An 18,563-nucleotide genomic window follows, 5' to 3' on the forward strand; every position below is an offset into this window, starting at 1 on the left:
CTCGGCGGCTAAGCAATATGTGAGTGCTTGTTAATATATTTCTGCTTTATCTTTTCAAAGCGTTCGCTCATCTCCGCATCTAAATCCGCCTGTTCCAGTAAGCTTACACACTTGTTGGCAAGTTGCTGGTTAAACGTCATGCCTTGGCGGGTGCTGCCTTCATACAAGCACTGCAATAAGTTTAGGGCAATACTGCGGTTTTTCGGCATCACCCGAAAAGCCTGAGTAAAAGCTTCTAGTGCCAATAGGTAATTGCCCTGTTTAAATTTCTCTACCGCATGGTTGTTCAACTCACGCGGCCCCATGCGTAAATCTCGGCGCTCACTTTGCTGTTGAATGACGCTTTTTAGTTGCAATTCAGAGCGTCTCTCAGGGTAGCGCTCACAATGATCGATAATCTTATTAAACAATGCCTGTGCTTGCGTGTGAAAGCCTAGCTCATGGTATGCCTTGGCTTGATCAAGGGCACCATCAATAGAGCGGATAGGGGAGTCATCAATGACCAGCTGCTCGATAAGCATTTTGGCTTTGTGGTGTTCATCTTTTAAATAATGAAGCCGCGCGTTAAGAACATCCACCTGGGTTTGTTGCTGGGCATCAGGAAACTGCTTTTTTAGGTCATTAAGGTATTTGGTTGTTTGTCGGGTAACGCGGGATATTTGCTCGCCTTGATCGGTTGTCAGGGCATAATCAATACCTGCTCGAGCGGCATTAAGGTAGACCTCTGGGTTATCGTGTACTGAGTGGCGAGCAAACTTAGCAATATCACGTTTAGCTAGGTAAGTTTGTTCATAATCATGATTGATCTGCGCTACCTGCGAGAGAGACTCTTGACGCTCTAGGTTGCGCGGAGCCATAGTGGTAGCCGCACTTAAGTACTCTTGGGCCTGCTCGAATTGATTCAATTTTATCTCTAACTGCCCTAATAAGTCATAAGCAACAAGACGGGTTTCAGTACGCTCTAGCAGGGTTTTGAGCATGCGGTGGGCGAGGTTATGCTCGTTGTTTCCAATAAGCGCTTCAACTAAGCCAATGCGCGCCCAGGTAAATTTTTGAATATCCAATACAGATTTAAAGAAGGTTTTTGCCTGCTCATATTGCTGCTGCAGTAGCAGAGCATCTCCCTTAAGGCGCAGTAGCACTGCCGCATAACCTTGTTGGCTGGCAAGTTTAGTATCGATCATCTTTACCGCTTTGGAGTAATTCTCATCATCCATAAGCTGGAAAATATCCTTGAGCGCGCGTTTGCGTTTCACTACGCGCTCGATACGGCTTTTCAGTTCTAGGGTATTGAAGGGTTTTACTAAAAAGTCATCGGGGTGTAGCTCAAGCACACTGTGTACTAATGCCCCCGAGGTTTCTGCAGAAATAAAAATAAAGCCGGTGGCGCCCTTGATCAGCTTATTTACCTTGAGCTCTTCATATAATTGATAGCCATCTTGGTGCTTGCTTAAGTTAAACGCACAGATGATCAAGTCGAAAGCGTCTTCTTTACATAATGTTTTGGCGACAACGGCATTTTCAGCAAAGCGTAAGCGTCTGTAGCCCAAACGCTCTAAAGATTGCTTCATATAGCTAAGTGCTAATGGCTGCTCTTCAATGATTAATATATGCGCTGAGCTGGAAACTTGCTGGGCCATACCGCTACTAGGGAGATGTTATTTAAACCGACTATATAAACTAGTCTAGCTGCTGACAAGTAAATCGCGAATAAAGCCAGAAAATGCTGGTGAAGAGAGTAAAAGCTGTGCAGTCATGGTTAATGTGCAGGCGTTGGATAATAAGAAGGTGGTATGTTGAGTACCTAAGGCTTTATATTACAAGGCGTTTATATATTGTGCTTTATATCTAAAGAGTATCTATATAGTGGGTTGTACTGGTTTTGAGCCGGTGATTTTTGCCTTGGAATAGGGACTGAGCGCGATGCTGAGTATCGAAGGTTTTATATCTGGTGAGTGTCTATATGGTGGGTTGTACTTAGTTTGAGCCAGTGATTCTAGCCTTGGGTTAGGGACTGAGTGCGATGCCGAGCATCGAGGGTTTTATATCTGGTGAGTGTCTATATGGTGGGTTGTACTGGGTTTGAGCCAGTGATTTTTGCCTTGGAATAGGGAACGAGTGCGATGCTGAGCATCGAGGATTTTATATCTGGTGAGTGTCTATATGGTGGGTTGTACTGGTTTTGAGCCAGTGATTTTTGCCTTGGAATAGGGACTGAGTGCGATGCCGAGCATCGAGGGTTTTAAATCTAGTGAGTGTCTATATGGTGGGTTGTACTGGTTTTGAGCCAGTGATTTTTGCCTTGGAATAGGGAACGAGTGCGATGCTGAGCATCGAGGGTTTTATATCTGGTGAGTATCTATATGGTGGGTTGTACTGGACTTGAACCAGTGACCCTCGCCTTGTAAGGGCGATGCTCTCCCAACTGAGCTAACAACCCATATAGAGTGGTGCGCATGAGGCACGGTAGAATGGTGGGTTGTACTGGACTTGAACCAGTGACCCTCGCCTTGTAAGGGCGATGCTCTCCCAACTGAGCTAACAACCCGGGTCTAATTTATTCTATATGCGGTACTCGAAGATGAGTAAATGGTGGGTTGTACTGGACTTGAACCAGTGACCCTCGCCTTGTAAGGGCGATGCTCTCCCAACTGAGCTAACAACCCATATAGAATATGCAGATGTCTCACTTTAAAATGGTGGGTTGTACTGGACTTGAACCAGTGACCCTCGCCTTGTAAGGGCGATGCTCTCCCAACTGAGCTAACAACCCGGGTCTAAGTTATTCTATATGCGATACTCGAAGATGAGTAAATGGTGGGTTGTACTGGACTTGAACCAGTGACCCTCGCCTTGTAAGGGCGATGCTCTCCCAACTGAGCTAACAACCCATATAGAATAAACAGATGCGTCACTTAAAAAGTGGTGGGTTGTACTGGACTTGAACCAGTGACCCTCGCCTTGTAAGGGCGATGCTCTCCCAACTGAGCTAACAACCCACATCTGGCAACAAAGAGTGAGGAAACCTCTCTCGCTGTTGTGGGGCGCTATTATAGATAGAGACGAAAGACTGTCAACACTTGAGTTGCACATTTTGTTTTATATGCGGGTTTTATAAACAACCTGTTCATCAACTACGCACGCGAAGCCTGCACTCCCGCTTATGTGAGTCACGGTTGTGCGCGTGGTAACAAGGGATGTGCGTTCATAGGGCTATATAGGTATCGATACCAGCGCAATAATGAAGGCATTATTTATGGAGCGCATTATGAATCACAGTCTTTTTATCTCCCACGGGGGAGGGCCGTTACCTCTATTGGCTGAACCAAGTCACACAGGTATGTGTGATGCATTAGCAAAACTAGCGACTCAAATCCCTAAGCCTCAGCTTGTTATTGTAATAAGCGCGCATTGGCTTTCACAGGAGGGAGTTGCTATTAATACCCAGCAACAGCCCAACTTACTCTATGACTATTACGGTTTTGATAGGGCGGCCTATGATATTGCTTATCCTTGCACGGGTCATACTCGAGTTGCCAACTACTTAGCCAGTTATTTACAACACCAAGGTATACCTATTCTTATTGAGCAGCAACGAGGGCTAGATCATGGTGTCTTTGTACCGTTAAAGTTAATGTATCCAGATGCAGACGTCCCTTGTGTACAAATATCATTGCATGGCGGTTTAGATGAGCGCTTTCATGTAGAGTTAGGGCAACACCTCGCAAATGCTGTTGCTGATCTTGATAACGTATTATTGCTTGGTTCAGGTTTCACCTTTCATAATATGGCTGCATTTAAAAAAGGGCCGATTGATGATACTCAGGGGTATAATCGACAGTTTGAAGATTGGCTCATACACACTTTGCAGGCGCCAATGAGTGAAAAGCAGCGCCAACAGCAGTTAATTGCGTGGCGAACAGCACCTGGTGCACTTTATTGTCAGCCCACGTCAGAGCACTTGTTGCCTTTACACTGTGCATATGGAGCAGCTCGATGTCGACCTGATACCCATATCTCAACGGAAATTATGGGGTGGCAAGCCAGCTTTTTATCATGGCAACTAGAGACATAAGTGCTCGTTGCGATTAAGGTGATACGTTGGCTGACGAAATAACCATAATAGATACCGATATTTGCCTGTATCAAAGTAGGTAAGTGGTTAATAAAGAGCCACATTTGACTGTTTTTGTCTAACCTTTGCGCGTCTTGGCTAAAATTGCTTCGGTCAGTAAAAAGTTACTTAAAAAGTGTTGACTTTGTTTAGGGGGGTGCATAGAATGCGCCCCGCACTCAACGAGATGAACACCGCAAGTTTGGCAGTTAATCTCAAGCTGTTTGGGGCTATAGCTCAGCTGGGAGAGCGCTTGCATGGCATGCAAGAGGTCGGCGGTTCGATCCCGCCTAGCTCCACCAAATTCTATAGTGCAACACACGTTTCTATCTCGGTAGGCTAAACTTCGAATGTTTAGGTGTGATACTCGTATGGTAAGAGTTTAAATAACCAGTCCTAGTGACATTAAATTCAGCGTTTTTGCTAAGGCCGCTTCGCCTCACTGGTTCGGCTCAGCCTTTACAAAAATTTATCGAAGTTGTACTTCGATAGCGAAATTTGTGTCCCCTTCGTCTAGAGGCCTAGGACACCGCCCTTTCACGGCGGTAACAGGGGTTCGAATCCCCTAGGGGACGCCATTTTACTCGTATGGTAAGAGTCTAAATAACCAGTCCTAGTGACATTAAATTCAGCGTTTTTGCTAAGGCCGCTTCGCCTCACTGGTTCGGCTCAGCCTTTACAAAAATTTATCGAAGTTGTACTTCGATAGCGAAATTTTTGTCCCCTTCGTCTAGAGGCCTAGGACACCGCCCTTTCACGGCGGTAACAGGGGTTCGAATCCCCTAGGGGACGCCATTTTACTCGTATGGTAAGAGTCTAAATAACCAGTCCTAGTGACATTAAATTCAGCGTTTTTGCTAAGGCCGCTTCGCCTCACTGGTTCGGCTCAGCCTTTACAAAAATTTATCGAAGTTGTACTTCGATAGCGAAATTTTTGTCCCCTTCGTCTAGAGGCCTAGGACACCGCCCTTTCACGGCGGTAACAGGGGTTCGAATCCCCTAGGGGACGCCACTTTACTCGTATGGTAAGAGTCTAAATAACCAGTCCTAGTGACACAGAATGTAGTGAGCTTGTTGCTCTTACAGGTTCTGCTTGGATGAATAAGGCCATTCGCTTTCGCGGGCTCAAGCTCATCTTACGCAGAATAAGCAAAGTACACTTTGCTGAATCAATTCTGCGTCCCCTTCGTCTAGAGGCCTAGGACACCGCCCTTTCACGGCGGTAACAGGGGTTCGAATCCCCTAGGGGACGCCACTTTCTTCAAGTACTCACTTGAAAAACACCATCTCTTCATAGCTATTAATATCCATCGCTTATAAAAAATTCCCGTTATTTTTTCTTTTCTTGCCACAGAAGTGCGAATTAAAGCGTGGTTTATGGGAAGGATAGGAGCCAAGGGACAACCTTGACTCAGGAGCGTAGCTTAAAAGCTGTTATCAGCCTTTTTCTGGATCAGTTCAATTGCATAGCCATCAGGGTCTTTAACGAAGGCTATTTCCGTAGTACCTCCTTTTACCGGACCCGGTTCGCGGCTTACTACGCCACCGGCGGCACGAATTTGCTCGCAAGCCTGGTAAATGTCGTCATACTCAATAGCAATATGGCCATAAGCATTGCCGAGATCGTAGCTATCTTCATCCCAGTTGTACGTAAGCTCTAACACGGTAGTGTCTTTCTCCTCACCATAACCGACGAAGGCGAGGGTGTAGCGGTATTGTTCGTTGTCAGCACGGCGTAGCTCTTTCATGCCCAGTACATTGGTATAAAACTCGATCGAGCGCTCTAAGTTGCCAACACGCAACATGGTGTGTAATAAACGCATTTATGCTACCTCAGTCTTGTCTTTAAATTCACATAAGTCTTCGATAATACAGCTGCCACAGCGCGGTTTGCGCGCCACGCAGGTATAGCGGCCATGGAGAATAAGCCAGTGGTGTACATCAACCTTAAATTCTTTCGGCACGACTTTTTCAAGCTTTTGCTCCACCGCGACCACATCTTTACCCATAGCAAACTTGGTACGGTTAGAGACACGGAAAATGTGGGTGTCAACGGCAATGGTTGGCCAGCCAAAGGCGGTATTAAGCACGACATTTGCGGTTTTGCGACCAACGCCGGGTAATGCTTCTAGGGCCTCACGGTTTTCAGGGACTTCCCCGCCATGTTGTGACACCAAAATCTCGCACATTTTGTACACATTATTGGCTTTGGAATTATATAAGCCGATGGTTTTGATACTCTCACGCAGTGCCTCAAGACCGATATCCAAGATAGCTTGCGGCGTATTGGCACGCGGAAAAAGTTTTCTGGTCGCCTTGTTGACCCCGACATCGGTGGCCTGTGCAGATAAAGTCACTGCCACTAAGAGCTCAAAAGGAGAGCTATATTCCAGCTCGGTCTCTGGGTGCGGATTGGCATCGCGCAACCGCTCAAGGATGAGTCGGCGCTTGTCTTTGTTCATTGTTGCCCCTTGATTGTATGTCGTTAAAACGAGCCTAATCTAAACTGGTCACGCGTGCTCGTGGACCTTTTACTTCCTCAGCGCTAGGCGCGTGTTTGGCTTTAAGCTGCGCGTCAATTAAGTTTTTAGCTGCAATCAGCAAGCCTAAACCAATAAATGCTCCCGGAGGTAAAATCGCCAGCAAGAATTGGTTGTCAAAGTGAATAATGTCTAAACGTAGGCTTTGTGCCCATGGCCCCAGTAGTAAGTCGGCGCCATCGAATAAGGTACCTTGACCAATGAGTTCACGCATAGCACCCAATAGCACTAAGATCATGGCAAAGCCTAGGCCCATCATGAGCCCATCCCATGCACTCAACAACGCATTGTTTTTAGAAGCAAAGGCTTCTGCGCGGCCGATAATGGCACAGTTAGTGACTATCAGAGGGATGAAAATGCCTAAAGACTGGTATAAACCAAAGGTAAAAGCGTTCATCAGCAATTGGATAATGGTTACAAACGCGGCGATGATCATCACAAACACGGGAATGCGGATATCTTTAGGCACCCATTGGCGCACCAGGGAGACCGTTACATTAGAGCCCACTAATACCAGTAATGTCGCTATTCCCAGTCCCAGTGCGTTAGTGACTGTGCTGCTGACTGCCAGCAACGGACACAGGCCCAGCAATTGCACTAGCGCTGGGTTGTTGCCCCATACACCTTCTTTAAATAAGGTTTTATATTGGCTCATGATTGCTCCTCAGCTAAGCAATGATTGTCTGCTGTTGCGAGCGTGTCAAAGTGTTGTTGTGCATATAAAACGGTGCTTTTCACTGTTGTCACCACTGCGCGAGGAGTAATGGTTGCGCCGGTGAACTGATCAAACATGCCGCCATCTTTTTTCACTGCCCAACGCTCATCGTCTGCGCCTTGCACTTGCTTATTGGCAAACGAGTAAATCCAATCACTGCGTTTAGTTTCTACTTTATCGCCGAGCCCTGGGGTTTCGTTGTGTTTGGTAACTCGCACTCCACTGACGGTGCCGTCAGGATAAACAGCACTGATCATATCTATATTGCCACTGTAGCCATTGGCAGCGGTACTTTGTAGCACTAAGGCGATGACCTTGCCTTGCCTGCGAGCACGATACACTGTGTAGCTCTCACGCGGGCCTAACTGCGGGGTATTGACGGTGGTGCAGTCTAAATAAAGGTCGTTGTCATATTGCGATGCCGGCAACACTTGTTGTAACAAGCCTTGTAACTGCTTTTTCTCTTGGATCGCAATTTTGGGCGCGGTGTATTGCTGCACTAAGGTCACAGCACCTGTAGTAATAAGCGCGAATGCAGCTAAAATCCCACCATTTTTCGCCATCGAAGAAATAATCATGATTTTGCTCCGTGACCATAAGTACGAGGCTGGGTGTAATGATCTATGAGTGGCACTGCCATATTCATCAGTAACACCGCAAAGGCGACGGCATCGGGGTAGCCACCAAAGCTACGAATAAGATACACAATAACGCCTATGGCGGCGCCATAAATTAACCGGCCGCGATTCGTGGTTGATGCCGAAACCGGGTCGGTAGCAATGAAAAACGCACCGAGCATAGTGGCTCCGCTTAACATATGAAATGCCAGCCCAGGTTGGTTGCCCGAGTCGAAGATATAGCCGATGCTTGCACACACAGCCAAGGCACTGAGCATCGCCACCGGAATGTGCCAATTGATCACACGTTGTTGTAGCAATAACACGCCACCAACGAGATAGGCCATGTTGACCCATTGCCAAGCGATCCCAGCGTACTCGCCAAACACAGGTTTTTCCATGCTCTCGGCTACAGTTAGGCCATGGCTAATATCGGTGCGTAGGGTGTCCAGTGGCGTGGCCATGGTAACGCCATCAACACCGACACGGATCTGTTCGAGGCTAAAGCCGGCTTCGGTATAGTGTGTGAAGATGAGTGACAGTTCATCGCTAAAACTTAGCGTGTGCTGCATAAGCTCGCTCGGGGGCACCCATAAGGTCATTTGCACCGGGAAGGAAACAAGCAATAGCACATAGCCTGCCATGGCCGGATTAAATAAATTATAGCCCAGCCCGCCATAGAGCTGCTTAACAAAGACAATGGCAAAAAAACAGCCAATGACAATAACCCACCACGGGGCGAGGGGAGGAATACTGATAGCCAGCAGAAGTCCCGTGAGCCAGGCACTGCCATCTTGCAAGGTTGGCCAAATTTTACGCCCGCGAATCGCTAGCATAGCGGCTTCGAATACACTCACGCACACTAAGGCTAAAACTAATTGCACTACTACACCCGCGCCGAAAAAATACCACTGTGTGGCAATGCCTGGAAGCGCCGCGAGCGCCACCAAAAGCATTAATTGCGTCACTGATTTATGGCTGTGCTTATAAGGTGAACTCATCATATTGAGCTTCATGATGACTCCTCATCATCGTTTTTATCGGCTTCTCGGGCGGCTTTCTTGGCTTTGGCTCGAGCTATTGCGGCGGCCACAGCGGCTTTTTTCTTTTCCTCAGGGGAGGGGGCCTCAGTCTCGTCTGAGGAGCCTTCAGTGGCAGCATCGGGGTGTTGCGCAGACGCTTCGGCTTTCGCTGCTTTTTTCGCTTTGGCGCGAGCTATTGCGGCGGCCACAGCGGCTTTTTTGTTATCCTCAGCAGAGGATGCCTCGGTCTCGCTTTCGGTGCTGTCAGCTGCCCCATCGGGCTGCTGCGCAGATGCATCGGCGTTCGCCGCTTTTTTCGCTTTGGTGCGAGCAATGGCAGCGGCCACAGCCGCTTTTTTGTTATCCTCAGGGGAGGGTGCTTCGGTCTCGCTTTCGGCGCTGTCAGCTGCCCCATCGGGCTGCTGCGCAGATGCATCGGCTTTCGCCGCTTTTTTCGCTTTGGCGCGAGCAATGGCGGCGGCCACAGCGGCTTTTTTGTTATCCTCAGCAGAGGGTGCCTCGGTCTCGCTTTCGACATTTTCAGCTGCCTCGTCGGGCTGCTGCGCAGATGCATCGGCTTTTGCCGCCTTTTTCGCTTTGGCGCGAGCTATTGCGGCGGCTACGGCAGCTTTTTTGTCTTCTGCGGCTGTGGGCTGGCTATCGCTTTGTTCACCTTGCTGGGCTTTTTTCGCCTTAGCACGAGCAACAGCTGCAGCGACTGCGGCTTTTTTGTCATCCGTTGTAGCGCTTGGTGCTTGCTCAGGCTGTTGTTTTTGTGCCTTGTATGCACGAGCCTGCTCTTTTCTTTGCGCACGAGCTTGAGCAACCTCTGAGTTATCTGGCTCAGGGGCTTCACCTTGCGCTTTTTTGGCTTTGGCGCGAGCAATAGCTTCGGCGACTTTTGCCTTGTTATCACCTGGCTCTGTTTTCTTTGCTTTCACGCGAGCCAGGGCTTCAGCCACTTTTTCCTTACTTTCACTGCTTTTAGCGGCGCTTCGGCTGGGCCGTTTGTGGCGGTTACGGCGCTCTTCTTGCTCGCGCTCTAAGCGTGCTTTTCTCGCTTCGAAGCGTTCGCGTGCACGCTCAGCTTTTACTTGCTCTATCTGTTGTTCGCGAATTTCAGCTTTTGCGACTCTGTAATACTGTACCAGCGGAATTTCACTTGGGCATACGTAGGCGCAAGCACCGCACTCAATACAATCAAATAACTTATGTTCTTCGAGTTTTTGGTACTCTTTGGTTTTGGCAAACCATTGCAGCTGCTGGGGTAATAAACTAGCAGGGCAGGCATCTGCGCAGGCACTGCAGCGAATGCAAGCGCGCTCATCACCGGGCGCCGGCATTTCTTGGTTACTGGGAGCTAATATACAGTTGGTGGTTTTGACTACAGGTATGCGCACACTGGGCAAGGTAAAGCCCATCATTGGCCCACCCATAATCACGCGCTGCATTGGCTCAGGATTAAAACCTTGGAAAGCTAATAAATGCTTTATTTCCGTTCCCAGTAAAGCCCAGACGTTACCTTGTTGCTCAAGGGTTTCGCCTGCAAGGGTGACAACGCGTTCGATCAGCGGCTTGCCGAGCTCGACAGCTTGCTGTATCGCATATAAGGTGCCCACATTTTGTACCAGCACACCGATATCGGCAGGGATCCCGCCAGCAGGCACCTCTTTAGAGGTGAGTATCTGAATAAGCTGCTTTTCGCCGCCCGAAGGGTATTTGGTTTCAATCGCTCGGACGATAATATTGTCGTAGTCGGCGCAGGCCTGAGTCATCGCCTCGATGGCCTTCGGCTTATCATCTTCAATTCCAATGATAGTCAACTCAGGGCCTAGTAAGTGCTGGATGATATGGATACCGCGCACGATTTCTTCACTGTGCGCTTGCATAAGCACATCATCGGCGCTGATATAAGGTTCACATTCGGCGCCATTAACAATCAAAATATCGATTGGCTGTTTGCTTGCGGTTTTAACATAGGTCGGAAAACCCGCACCGCCCATGCCAGAAATACCAGCATAATGAATGATATCAACTAGTCGCTCGGCACTAAGCTGCTGATAATTAGGGTGAGGCACAAGCTCACACCAAGTCTCTTGGCCATCGGGTTCAATAATAATACTCAGCTCAGGAATGGCTGAAGGGTGCGCCGAGGGCATAGGCGTGATATCCACTATACGACCCGAGGTTGGTGCATGCACGGGCACTGACCAATTAGCATTGGGGCGAGTGAGAGCCTGGCCTTTTAATACCTGCTCACCTGCGCTTACTAATAACTGCCCCTCAGCACCAATGTGCTGTTTGATTGGCAGCACCAGTTTTTCGGGCAAAGGCAAGCTGTGAATAGGGAGCGAGTTCGTTTTATGTTTATGGGTAGTCGGATGAATGCCACCAGGGCTTTGCCATAACTCACCGCGACGAATACGTGATAATAAAGAGTCCACACTACACCTCTTAATCTATCTGAGTCACGGGGATGGCATCGAGCTGCCATTTCCACGTTTGTTTACTTTGCGCTAGAGGGATCATATCAATGCAATCCACCGGACAGGGCTCAACACACAAATCACAGCCAGTGCACTCATCTTTGAGTACGGTATGCATTTGTCGTGTTGCCCCAACAATGGCGTCGACCGGGCATGCTTGGATACACTTAGTGCAGCCAATGCATTCGTCTTCGCGAATGTAGGCAACTTTTTTCTCTGGCTCTGCTTCCTCGCCACCGGCGAGTGGCTTCGCTTCTACCCCCATTAAGTCGGCTAGCTTCTTAACAGTTGCTTCACCCCCTGGCGGGCATTTATTGACATCATCACCGTTGGCAATGGCTTCGGCATAAGGGCGACAGCCAGGGTAGCCGCATTGACCACATTGAGTTTGTGGCAAAATGGCATCAATCTGCTCGACAACAGGATCGCTTTCAACTCGGTAGCGCACAGCAGCAAAACCGAGGATCACGCCAAAAATAAGGGCCAGTACACCCAGGGCGATTAAGGCATAAAATAAGGTCATATTAAAACGTTACCAATCCGCTGAAGCCCATAAAGGCCATCGACATAAGTCCCGCCGTTACCATAGCGATTGCTGCACCTTTGAATGGCACAGGTACATCGGCACCGGCCAAACGCTCACGCATAGCGGCGAATAAAACCAGTACCAGAGAAAAACCAACGGCAGCACCAAAGCCATATACGGCAGATTCAACAAAACTATGCTGCTCTTTGATATTTAACAGGGCAACGCCGAGTACGGCGCAGTTAGTGGTAATTAACGGCAAAAAGATACCTAACAAGCGATAGAGCGTCGGCGAAGTCTTCTGCACCACCATTTCGGTAAACTGCACCACCACGGCGATCACCAAGATGAAACTCATAGTACGCAAAAAGGTGAGCTCTAAGGGCAGCAAAATATATTGATTAACCAGGTAGCTGGTGACGGAGGCCAGTGTCAATACAAAGGTGGTGGCCATAGACATGCCCACGGCGGTGTCCAGCTTACTTGATACGCCCATAAAGGGGCATAGGCCAAGAAACTGTACGAGCACGAAATTGTTTACCAACACGGTACTGACGAGCAGTAAGAGATATTCCGTCATAGCTACCCAAAAAACTGAAAAGAACCCGCGTATTATCCTTATTTCTCGGTCATTTCACAACAGTTGTAAGGGCTTATACGAACAATACAGCGGTGACGAGCACCGCTTTTAAGGCGTTTACTTAGCTCAATGGGCCTGAGCTGTCGCGCATCACTAATGAGGGGGTGAAAGTGCGAATAATTTCTTTATCTTGATTACGGGCTCCCCGAGTCTTACTAAAAAGCAAGCGTGCGGCGTGCTGAGAGATAACATCGTTATCCTGATGCGCGGTGGTCAGCTTTGGCCAAGTTTGTTTGGAGAAGGGCGAGTCTTCAAACCCCGTGATCGATAACTCATCGGGAATAGCCATATCCATAAGCCGCGCTGCAAAGAGTGCACCTGCTGCAATTTCATCGTTACCACCCATCACCGCACTGATATCCAAACGGTTCCCTTCTTTAAGCAGTGCTTTAGCACCATTGACGCCAGATTCAAATGAGTAGTCGCCGCGATAAATTAGCTCTTCACGCACCTTGATACTATGATCTTGCAAGGCTTGCTCATAACCAGCGAGTCGTTCGGTGGTTGATTTGTGTCCTTGATCACCACAAATGAAAGCGATGTTACGGTGTCCTAAACTTATCAAGTGAGACGTAATTTCGTATGCAGCAGCGTAGTCATTTACATATATACACGGGCTAGTCTGTTCGCTATCACCACGGCCAGAGAGAATGCGTACATAATGCATACCCATCTCATCGAGCATATCAATCAATGCTTGCTGTTCTGAAAGGGGTGGGGTTAACACTAGGCCTGCGATACGCGAGCGCTTGATCATGGTTTTTAGTTCTTCTTGCATAGTGCTATCGGCATAACTGCAAGGGTGAATGACCAACTCATAACCCTCCTTTCGACAGTGAGACAATACCCCGTTTTGCATATCAATTACATAATAGGCGTTGGGGTTATCATACACTAGGCCAATGGCATAAGAGGATGTTCCTGCAAGGTTGCGGGCAGCTAGGTTAGGTTGGTAGTTTAATTCGTTTACAGCGGCCATAACGATATCGTGCGTTTTCTTGCGCACGGACGGCTCGTTATTTATTACTCGCGAAACCGTTTTCATTGATACACCAGCTAGTTTCGCGACATCATTTATCGTTACTTTCATGTTCTTTTCTTATTATGTCTGTGTTGGCACACAGGTGTTGTCATTAAGAGTAGCAGACACAGAGGTCACTATCGCGGTGGACCTGTTTTGCTTAAGCGTGCTCTATTATTTCCTTGCCGATAAAATCGCTTTGGCGTTGCTGTAGAGCATTTACATCGCTTAAAACGCATACATAGCCATGCTTCTCCATGAGTGTATCTAAAGTTAAATGCAAATAGCAGAGAAAATTTTAAATTTTCCTCATGATACCGGTGTCAAAGACGAAATTATGCGCTATGATCCCTCCACTAAAATTGCAAATTAGCAGATTGACAGCGTTGTCATTTTAACTTAGTGTTAACGCCGTTAGGTTGAATTTCGTATATTTGCAGGTAAAAAAGTATCTTCGCTGACAATTCACTTTTTCACAGCGAGCCTTTCGTATTTTTACCTAGCGCTAATGATAGTAACAATAGCCCCATAAGCAAGGACTTAAAGGAAGTATAAAATGGTAGCAAGTCGTTCACAACTAGCGAGCTGGCAGAGCCTAGAAAAGCGCGCTCAGGAATTACAAAACACCCATTTGAAAACGCTTTTTGCAAACGATGATGCGCGTTTCAACACTTTCTCCGTTCAGGCTCCTGGCATTTTATTCGATTATTCTAAGCAGCTAATTAACCAGCCGGTGAAGGACGATTTACTTCGTTTGGCTGAGGACTGTGAATTAGCGCAGTGGCGCGACAAGATGTTCGCGGGTGAAAAAATTAATTTTACCGAACAGCGCGCCGTTTTGCATAGCGCGCTGCGCAACCGTGACCAATCGGCGATTATCGTTGATGGTGAAAATGTGAGCGAGCAAGTCGAGACTGAATTGGAGAAAATGCGCGCTTTTGTTGCCAAAGTGCGCTCAGGTGAGTGGCTCGGATTTAGCGGCAAGGCTATTCGCCATGTTGTGAGTATAGGCGTGGGTGGCTCAAACCTGGGTCCACAAATGGCCACTGAGGCCCTCGCAAGCTTTGCCGATGACACCCTAGACGTACATTATGTTTCCAACGCCGATGGTGTACAAATTGCGAAAGTACTGGATGCGGTCGACCCTGAAACCACACTGTTCGTTATTTCCTCAAAGACTTTTACCACCTCTGAAACCATGACCAACGCCCAAACAGCGGTGCAATGGTTACAAGATGCTACGAGCGAAGCGGGTGCAATTGCTAAGCACTTCGTTGCTGTGAGCACCAATTTAGAGAAGACCTCTGCATTTGGCATTGCGCCTGAGAATGTATTTACCATGTGGGATTGGGTCGGTGGTCGATTTTCAATGTGGAGCGCAATTGGTTTACCTATCGCTTTATATTTAGGTTTCGATGCCTTTATCGAGTTGCTTGAAGGGGCATTTGAAATTGACCAACACTTTAAAAACCAGCCAATGGCGAACAACATCCCGGTGCTGATGGGGTTATTAAGTGTCTGGAATACCACTTTCTTAGACCATAAGGCGCAAGCTATTTTACCCTATGACCAAGCATTGCATATGCTCCCCGCCTATTTACAGCAGGGGGAAATGGAAAGTAACGGTAAGTCAGTTAATTTTTCCGGTTCTCGCGTTAATTACACCACAGTCCCGCTTATTTGGGGCATGACGGGAATAAATGGTCAGCACGCGTTTTATCAATATTTACATCAAGGCACCACCATCGTTCCCGCTGATTTTATTGGCTCGATTAAGCCGCAAGTGGAAGTGGGTGAGCATCACCGCGTATTGATGTCGAACTTTTTTGCGCAAACCGAAGCCATGATGAATGGTGTCAGCGCTGAGCAAATCCGCGATGAGCTTACTGCAAAAGGGGTCAGCTCCGAGGAAATTGACCAATTGGTTGCTCACAAAGTACATCAAGGCAATCGTCCTACTTCTTCGATACTGTTAGACACAGTAGATGCGAGAGGACTTGGCCGCCTCATTGCGTTGTATGAGCACAAAATTTTTGTCCAAGGTATCATCCTTGAAATTTGCTCTTTTGATCAGTGGGGTGTGGAATTGGGCAAAGGGTTGGCTAAAAGCATTGAAGCTGAGCTGAGCGATGGCCAAGTCGGCGATCACGATAGTTCGACAGCTGGATTAATGAATTATTATCAAAGTAAACGATAAACAGAATTTGCTGCCTAGGCAGCACAGCCGAGTAGCGCTGGAGGACTTAGAGGGGCAGTGTGGTTTTACTGACCCTCTAAGACTCTATTTCCTTTACGGACCAGCACAAAAGAATACCTTTGAACGGGTAGCGCTGGAGTCTTTAGGGCCTGTATGTTTGTGAGAGGACGTATGGTTACCCTAAGACTCATTTATTCTAAAGCTCCGATAACACGAAAACTGTGTCGGAGCTTTGCCATTTTCATTTAGGTGGATTTGGCTGCTGACTTCGTATTCATCGATGTCAGTGTGAAAACTGTCACAGGATAGAGCCGCGAAAGGTTATACTGTCCTCATAATAACAAGTATTATTGGCTCGATAGATAGCCGATGAGAGCAGCCCCTAGGGTGTGAATCTGCATCCACACGAAATGGGCACCAAACAGGTAGAGAGTAAATCATGCTAAATCCTTTTGATATTATCATTTTTGGCGGCGGTGGCGATTTGGCCTTGCGCAAATTGCTTCCGGCGATGTATCGCGCTTATCAGGAAGGGAACCTACCACAAGGGACACGCATCCTCCCCACTGTTCGTGGCGCTGATAAACGTGACGAATATATTGATACCGCTCACAAAGCAATGAAAGAGTACTTGGCCAAAGGTGAGTACAATGCCAAAGATTGGAAGGCGTTCGCAGAGTTCTTAGTGCCAGTCGTTGTCAATGTGACCGAGGCTGACAGTCATTGGGATGAGCTAAAAACGATTTTAGATGAGCACGAAGCAGATAAATCACGTGTATTCTACTTATCATTGCCGCCAGCAGTGTATGGCACCTGCTGTGAAATTCTCTCTGCTAAAGAGTTGATTACTGATACCTCGCGTGTGGTGGTTGAAAAGCCCATCGGCTACTGTGGTAAGTCAGCAGAAGAGATTAACGCGAAAATTGCACAATTCTTCAGTGAAGAGCAGATTTTCCGTATTGATCACTATTTAGGCAAAGAGACGGTTCAAAACCTGATGGCGTTGCGCTTCTCTAACTCTTTGTTTGAGAATTTATGGGATGCCAAGTCGATTGATAATATTCAAATTAGCATTTCGGAAACGGTGGGCCTTGAAAGCCGTGCGGGCTTCTATGATAAAGCCGGCGCGCTGCGTGATATGGTGCAGAACCACTTGTTACAATTACTTTGCTTGGTGGCGATGGAGTCGCCGCATAAGCTCAATGCGAACTCCATTCGCACTGAAAAATTAAAAGTGCTTGAGGCGCTAAGGCCGTTGGTGGGTGAGCAAGTCGATGAAAATATCGTGCGTGGCCAATATGTACCAGGCGATCTCGACGGTAAACTCGTACCGGGGTATTTAGAAGAACTGGGTGAAGGCTCAAGCGCGACAGAAACCTTTGTCGCTATCAAAGCGCATATCGATAACTGGCGTTGGGCTGGCGTGCCATTTTATTTGCGCACAGGCAAGCGTATGCATAAGCGTTGTGCGGAGATTGTTGTTGAATACAAGCCGGTCTCGCACAATGTGTATGAGCAAGATGTCGGTCCTATCCAGCCTAATCGCCTGGTGATCCGCCTGCAACCAGAGGAAAGCATCCAACTTACGCTGATGTCTAAGCGTTTAGACAATCTAGAAATGCAACTAGAGCCTGTTACGTTAAATATCGAGCTTTCTGAAACCTACTCAAAGGGTTTCCATTCAGATGCCTATAAGCGCTTAATGTTGGATGCGGCGGCCAATAACCCAGCGCTATTTATTCATCGTGATGAAGTGCGTCAAGCATGGAAATGGATTGATCCTATTATCGAACGTTGGCAGGAAAAAGGGATCCCGTCCCTATATCGAGCTGGCTCATGGGGCCCAGATGATGCAGATGAGCTTTTAGCAACAAATAACCACCGTTGGTTTAATACCGGGGAGGGCGCGTAATGGCGAATATTACAGAACACTTCTTTGATTCCAAAGAGCAGATGACCGCCAGTTTGGCCGAGTCACTAGAGCAGCGCTTGACCCAAGGTTTAGCTGAAAATAGCCGTGCAGCGCTGATGGTATCTGGCGGCTCATCGCCGGCTCCCGCCTATAAGTACCTATCAAACCTTGATATTGATTGGCACAAAGTGGATGTTGCGATGGTTGATGAGCGCTGGGTTGATGCCAGTCACGAGAAAAGTAACGAGACTTTCATCAACAATACCTTGCTACAAAATAAGGCTGCGCGCGCTAACTTTATCACCATGAAAAACGCAGCCCCGACTGCTGAGCAAGGCGTTGAAGCATGTGAGCAGCACTATCAGCAAGTGCACCGCCCTTATGATGTAACCATTTTGGGCATGGGGCCGGATGGCCATACTGCGTCTCTTTTCCCGCACGCGCAGGGTTTAGAAACTGGGCTTCAAGCCGAGCAACTGGTATGTGCTATTAATGCGATTGAAAGTGAGGTGACAGGAGCGATTACCGAACGAATGACATTAACGGTGCATGCTATTGCCCAATCAAAGGTCGTGAAGTTACTTATCAGTGGTGAGCAGAAGCTTGCAACTTATAAAGAGGCTAAGCAGCAAGGAGATGTTGCAGAGATGCCACTGCGAGCAATATTGCAGCATCCCGATATTGAGCTCGAGGTGTATTGGGCTCCTTAACCGTATGACTATCAATAATGAATAACAAAAGCGCGGCAATAGCCGCGCTTTTGTTTTTTAGGG

General features: G+C 47.8%; 14 protein-coding genes and 11 tRNA genes. 9 read left to right on the forward strand and 16 right to left on the reverse strand.

The genetic code is table 11. From position 1 onward, the window contains the following. Window positions 1–8: 8 nt before the first annotated feature. From MHM94_RS11165 to MHM94_RS11195, 7 genes are all read right to left on the reverse strand, one after another. The gene (locus tag MHM94_RS11165; RefSeq protein WP_022944715.1) at window positions 9–1,640 is read right to left on the reverse strand and encodes a response regulator; all 1,632 of its coding nucleotides are present in this window, start codon (window positions 1,638–1,640) and stop codon (window positions 9–11) included. Window positions 1,641–2,364: 724 nt separating this feature from the next. Beyond that, window positions 2,365–2,440: transfer RNA gene (locus tag MHM94_RS11170), tRNA-Val, on the reverse strand. A gap of 32 nt (window positions 2,441–2,472) precedes the next feature. After that, window positions 2,473–2,548: transfer RNA gene (locus MHM94_RS11175), tRNA-Val, on the reverse strand. 42 nt (window positions 2,549–2,590) lie between these two features. Further along, a tRNA-Val gene (locus MHM94_RS11180) sits at window positions 2,591–2,666 on the reverse strand. A gap of 31 nt (window positions 2,667–2,697) precedes the next feature. Then, window positions 2,698–2,773 (reverse strand) — tRNA-Val (locus tag MHM94_RS11185). A 42-nt stretch (window positions 2,774–2,815) separates the two neighbouring features. Next, window positions 2,816–2,891 (reverse strand) — tRNA-Val (locus MHM94_RS11190). Between the two features lie 32 nt (window positions 2,892–2,923). Then, window positions 2,924–2,999 (reverse strand) — tRNA-Val (locus MHM94_RS11195). Window positions 3,000–3,268: 269 nt separating this feature from the next. Here MHM94_RS11195 and MHM94_RS11200 point away from each other — a divergent pair. The 6 genes from MHM94_RS11200 to MHM94_RS11225 all read left to right on the forward strand — a co-directional run bounded on the left by MHM94_RS11200 (window position 3,269) and on the right by MHM94_RS11225 (window position 5,369). Further along, the gene (locus MHM94_RS11200; protein ID WP_235419954.1) at window positions 3,269–4,075 is read left to right on the forward strand and encodes a class III extradiol ring-cleavage dioxygenase; all 807 of its coding nucleotides are present in this window, start codon (window positions 3,269–3,271) and stop codon (window positions 4,073–4,075) included. Between the two features lie 265 nt (window positions 4,076–4,340). Further along, a tRNA-Ala gene (locus tag MHM94_RS11205) sits at window positions 4,341–4,416 on the forward strand. 200 nt (window positions 4,417–4,616) lie between these two features. After that, window positions 4,617–4,692, forward strand: a tRNA-Glu gene (locus tag MHM94_RS11210). A gap of 141 nt (window positions 4,693–4,833) precedes the next feature. Then, window positions 4,834–4,909, forward strand: a tRNA-Glu gene (locus MHM94_RS11215). Between the two features lie 141 nt (window positions 4,910–5,050). Then, window positions 5,051–5,126: transfer RNA gene (locus MHM94_RS11220), tRNA-Glu, on the forward strand. 167 nt (window positions 5,127–5,293) lie between these two features. Beyond that, window positions 5,294–5,369 (forward strand) — tRNA-Glu (locus tag MHM94_RS11225). A 169-nt stretch (window positions 5,370–5,538) separates the two neighbouring features. Here MHM94_RS11225 and gloA read toward each other — a convergent pair. The 9 genes from gloA to MHM94_RS11270 form a co-directional block, all read right to left on the reverse strand. Then, entirely contained in the window at window positions 5,539–5,937 is a 399-nt protein-coding gene (gene gloA / locus MHM94_RS11230) for a lactoylglutathione lyase (protein WP_022944716.1), read from the reverse strand. Further along, entirely contained in the window at window positions 5,938–6,576 is a 639-nt protein-coding gene (gene nth / locus MHM94_RS11235; protein WP_138547626.1) for an endonuclease III, read from the reverse strand. 34 nt (window positions 6,577–6,610) lie between these two features. Further along, on the reverse strand, window positions 6,611–7,309 hold the full coding sequence (locus tag MHM94_RS11240; RefSeq protein WP_022944718.1) for an electron transport complex subunit E: 699 nt from the start codon (window positions 7,307–7,309) through the stop codon (window positions 6,611–6,613). Next, window positions 7,306–7,947: an electron transport complex subunit RsxG gene (gene rsxG, locus MHM94_RS11245; protein WP_138547627.1), complete on the reverse strand. Its 642-nt coding sequence runs from the start codon at window positions 7,945–7,947 to the stop codon at window positions 7,306–7,308. Before rsxG ends, MHM94_RS11240 begins: the two co-directional genes overlap by 4 nt. Further along, window positions 7,944–9,002 (reverse strand): electron transport complex subunit RsxD, encoded by a 1,059-nt coding sequence (gene rsxD, locus MHM94_RS11250; RefSeq protein ID WP_235420090.1) that lies wholly within the window; start codon window positions 9,000–9,002, stop codon window positions 7,944–7,946. Before rsxD ends, rsxG begins: the two co-directional genes overlap by 4 nt. After that, entirely contained in the window at window positions 8,999–11,452 is a 2,454-nt protein-coding gene (gene rsxC / locus MHM94_RS11255) for an electron transport complex subunit RsxC (protein WP_235420091.1), read from the reverse strand. Before rsxC ends, rsxD begins: the two co-directional genes overlap by 4 nt. A 10-nt stretch (window positions 11,453–11,462) precedes the next feature. Further along, the gene (gene rsxB / locus MHM94_RS11260) at window positions 11,463–12,017 is read right to left on the reverse strand and encodes an electron transport complex subunit RsxB (protein WP_022946146.1); all 555 of its coding nucleotides are present in this window, start codon (window positions 12,015–12,017) and stop codon (window positions 11,463–11,465) included. Window position 12,018: 1 nt separating this feature from the next. Continuing rightward, window positions 12,019–12,600 carry an electron transport complex subunit RsxA gene (gene rsxA, locus MHM94_RS11265; RefSeq protein ID WP_022946147.1) on the reverse strand — a complete coding sequence of 194 codons (582 nt, stop codon included), beginning with the start codon at window positions 12,598–12,600 and terminating at the stop codon, window positions 12,019–12,021. A gap of 121 nt (window positions 12,601–12,721) precedes the next feature. After that, a complete protein-coding gene (locus MHM94_RS11270) occupies window positions 12,722–13,750 on the reverse strand; it encodes a LacI family DNA-binding transcriptional regulator (RefSeq protein ID WP_022946148.1) in 1,029 nt (342 codons plus the stop codon). A 487-nt stretch (window positions 13,751–14,237) separates the two neighbouring features. Between MHM94_RS11270 and pgi the strand changes: the two genes are divergently transcribed. The 3 genes from pgi to pgl all read left to right on the forward strand — a co-directional run bounded on the left by pgi (window position 14,238) and on the right by pgl (window position 18,500). Continuing rightward, window positions 14,238–15,878, forward strand: a complete 1,641-nt coding sequence (gene pgi, locus MHM94_RS11275; RefSeq protein WP_026111282.1) for a glucose-6-phosphate isomerase — start codon at window positions 14,238–14,240, stop codon at window positions 15,876–15,878. A gap of 439 nt (window positions 15,879–16,317) precedes the next feature. Further along, window positions 16,318–17,790 (forward strand): glucose-6-phosphate dehydrogenase, encoded by a 1,473-nt coding sequence (gene zwf, locus MHM94_RS11280; RefSeq protein WP_022946149.1) that lies wholly within the window; start codon window positions 16,318–16,320, stop codon window positions 17,788–17,790. After that, window positions 17,790–18,500: a 6-phosphogluconolactonase gene (gene pgl, locus MHM94_RS11285; RefSeq protein WP_235420092.1), complete on the forward strand. Its 711-nt coding sequence runs from the start codon at window positions 17,790–17,792 to the stop codon at window positions 18,498–18,500. Before zwf ends, pgl begins: the two co-directional genes overlap by 1 nt. The last annotated feature ends 63 nt before the right edge of the window (window positions 18,501–18,563 follow it).

The sequence above is a fragment of the Pseudoalteromonas sp. CNAT2-18.1 genome, assembly GCF_022347865.1.
GTDB lineage: Bacteria > Pseudomonadota > Gammaproteobacteria > Enterobacterales > Alteromonadaceae > Pseudoalteromonas > Pseudoalteromonas ruthenica.

What these genes read in the sequence shown, in the direction of transcription:
- MHM94_RS11165 (WP_022944715.1), bottom strand. Translation starts at nt 1,640, where the DNA reads ATGGCCCAGCAAGTTTCCAGCTCAGCGCATATATTAATCATTGAAGAG.
- MHM94_RS11200 (WP_235419954.1), top strand. Translation starts at nt 3,269, where the DNA reads ATGAATCACAGTCTTTTTATCTCCCACGGGGGAGGGCCGTTACCTCTA.
- gloA (WP_022944716.1), bottom strand. Translation starts at nt 5,937, where the DNA reads ATGCGTTTATTACACACCATGTTGCGTGTTGGCAACTTAGAGCGCTCG.
- nth (WP_138547626.1), bottom strand. Translation starts at nt 6,576, where the DNA reads ATGAACAAAGACAAGCGCCGACTCATCCTTGAGCGGTTGCGCGATGCC.
- MHM94_RS11240 (WP_022944718.1), bottom strand. Translation starts at nt 7,309, where the DNA reads ATGAGCCAATATAAAACCTTATTTAAAGAAGGTGTATGGGGCAACAAC.
- rsxG (WP_138547627.1), bottom strand. Translation starts at nt 7,947, where the DNA reads ATGATTATTTCTTCGATGGCGAAAAATGGTGGGATTTTAGCTGCATTC.
- rsxD (WP_235420090.1), bottom strand. Translation starts at nt 9,002, where the DNA reads ATGAAGCTCAATATGATGAGTTCACCTTATAAGCACAGCCATAAATCA.
- rsxB (WP_022946146.1), bottom strand. Translation starts at nt 12,017, where the DNA reads ATGACCTTATTTTATGCCTTAATCGCCCTGGGTGTACTGGCCCTTATT.
- rsxA (WP_022946147.1), bottom strand. Translation starts at nt 12,600, where the DNA reads ATGACGGAATATCTCTTACTGCTCGTCAGTACCGTGTTGGTAAACAAT.
- MHM94_RS11270 (WP_022946148.1), bottom strand. Translation starts at nt 13,750, where the DNA reads ATGAAAGTAACGATAAATGATGTCGCGAAACTAGCTGGTGTATCAATG.
- pgi (WP_026111282.1), top strand. Translation starts at nt 14,238, where the DNA reads ATGGTAGCAAGTCGTTCACAACTAGCGAGCTGGCAGAGCCTAGAAAAG.
- zwf (WP_022946149.1), top strand. Translation starts at nt 16,318, where the DNA reads ATGCTAAATCCTTTTGATATTATCATTTTTGGCGGCGGTGGCGATTTG.
- pgl (WP_235420092.1), top strand. Translation starts at nt 17,790, where the DNA reads ATGGCGAATATTACAGAACACTTCTTTGATTCCAAAGAGCAGATGACC.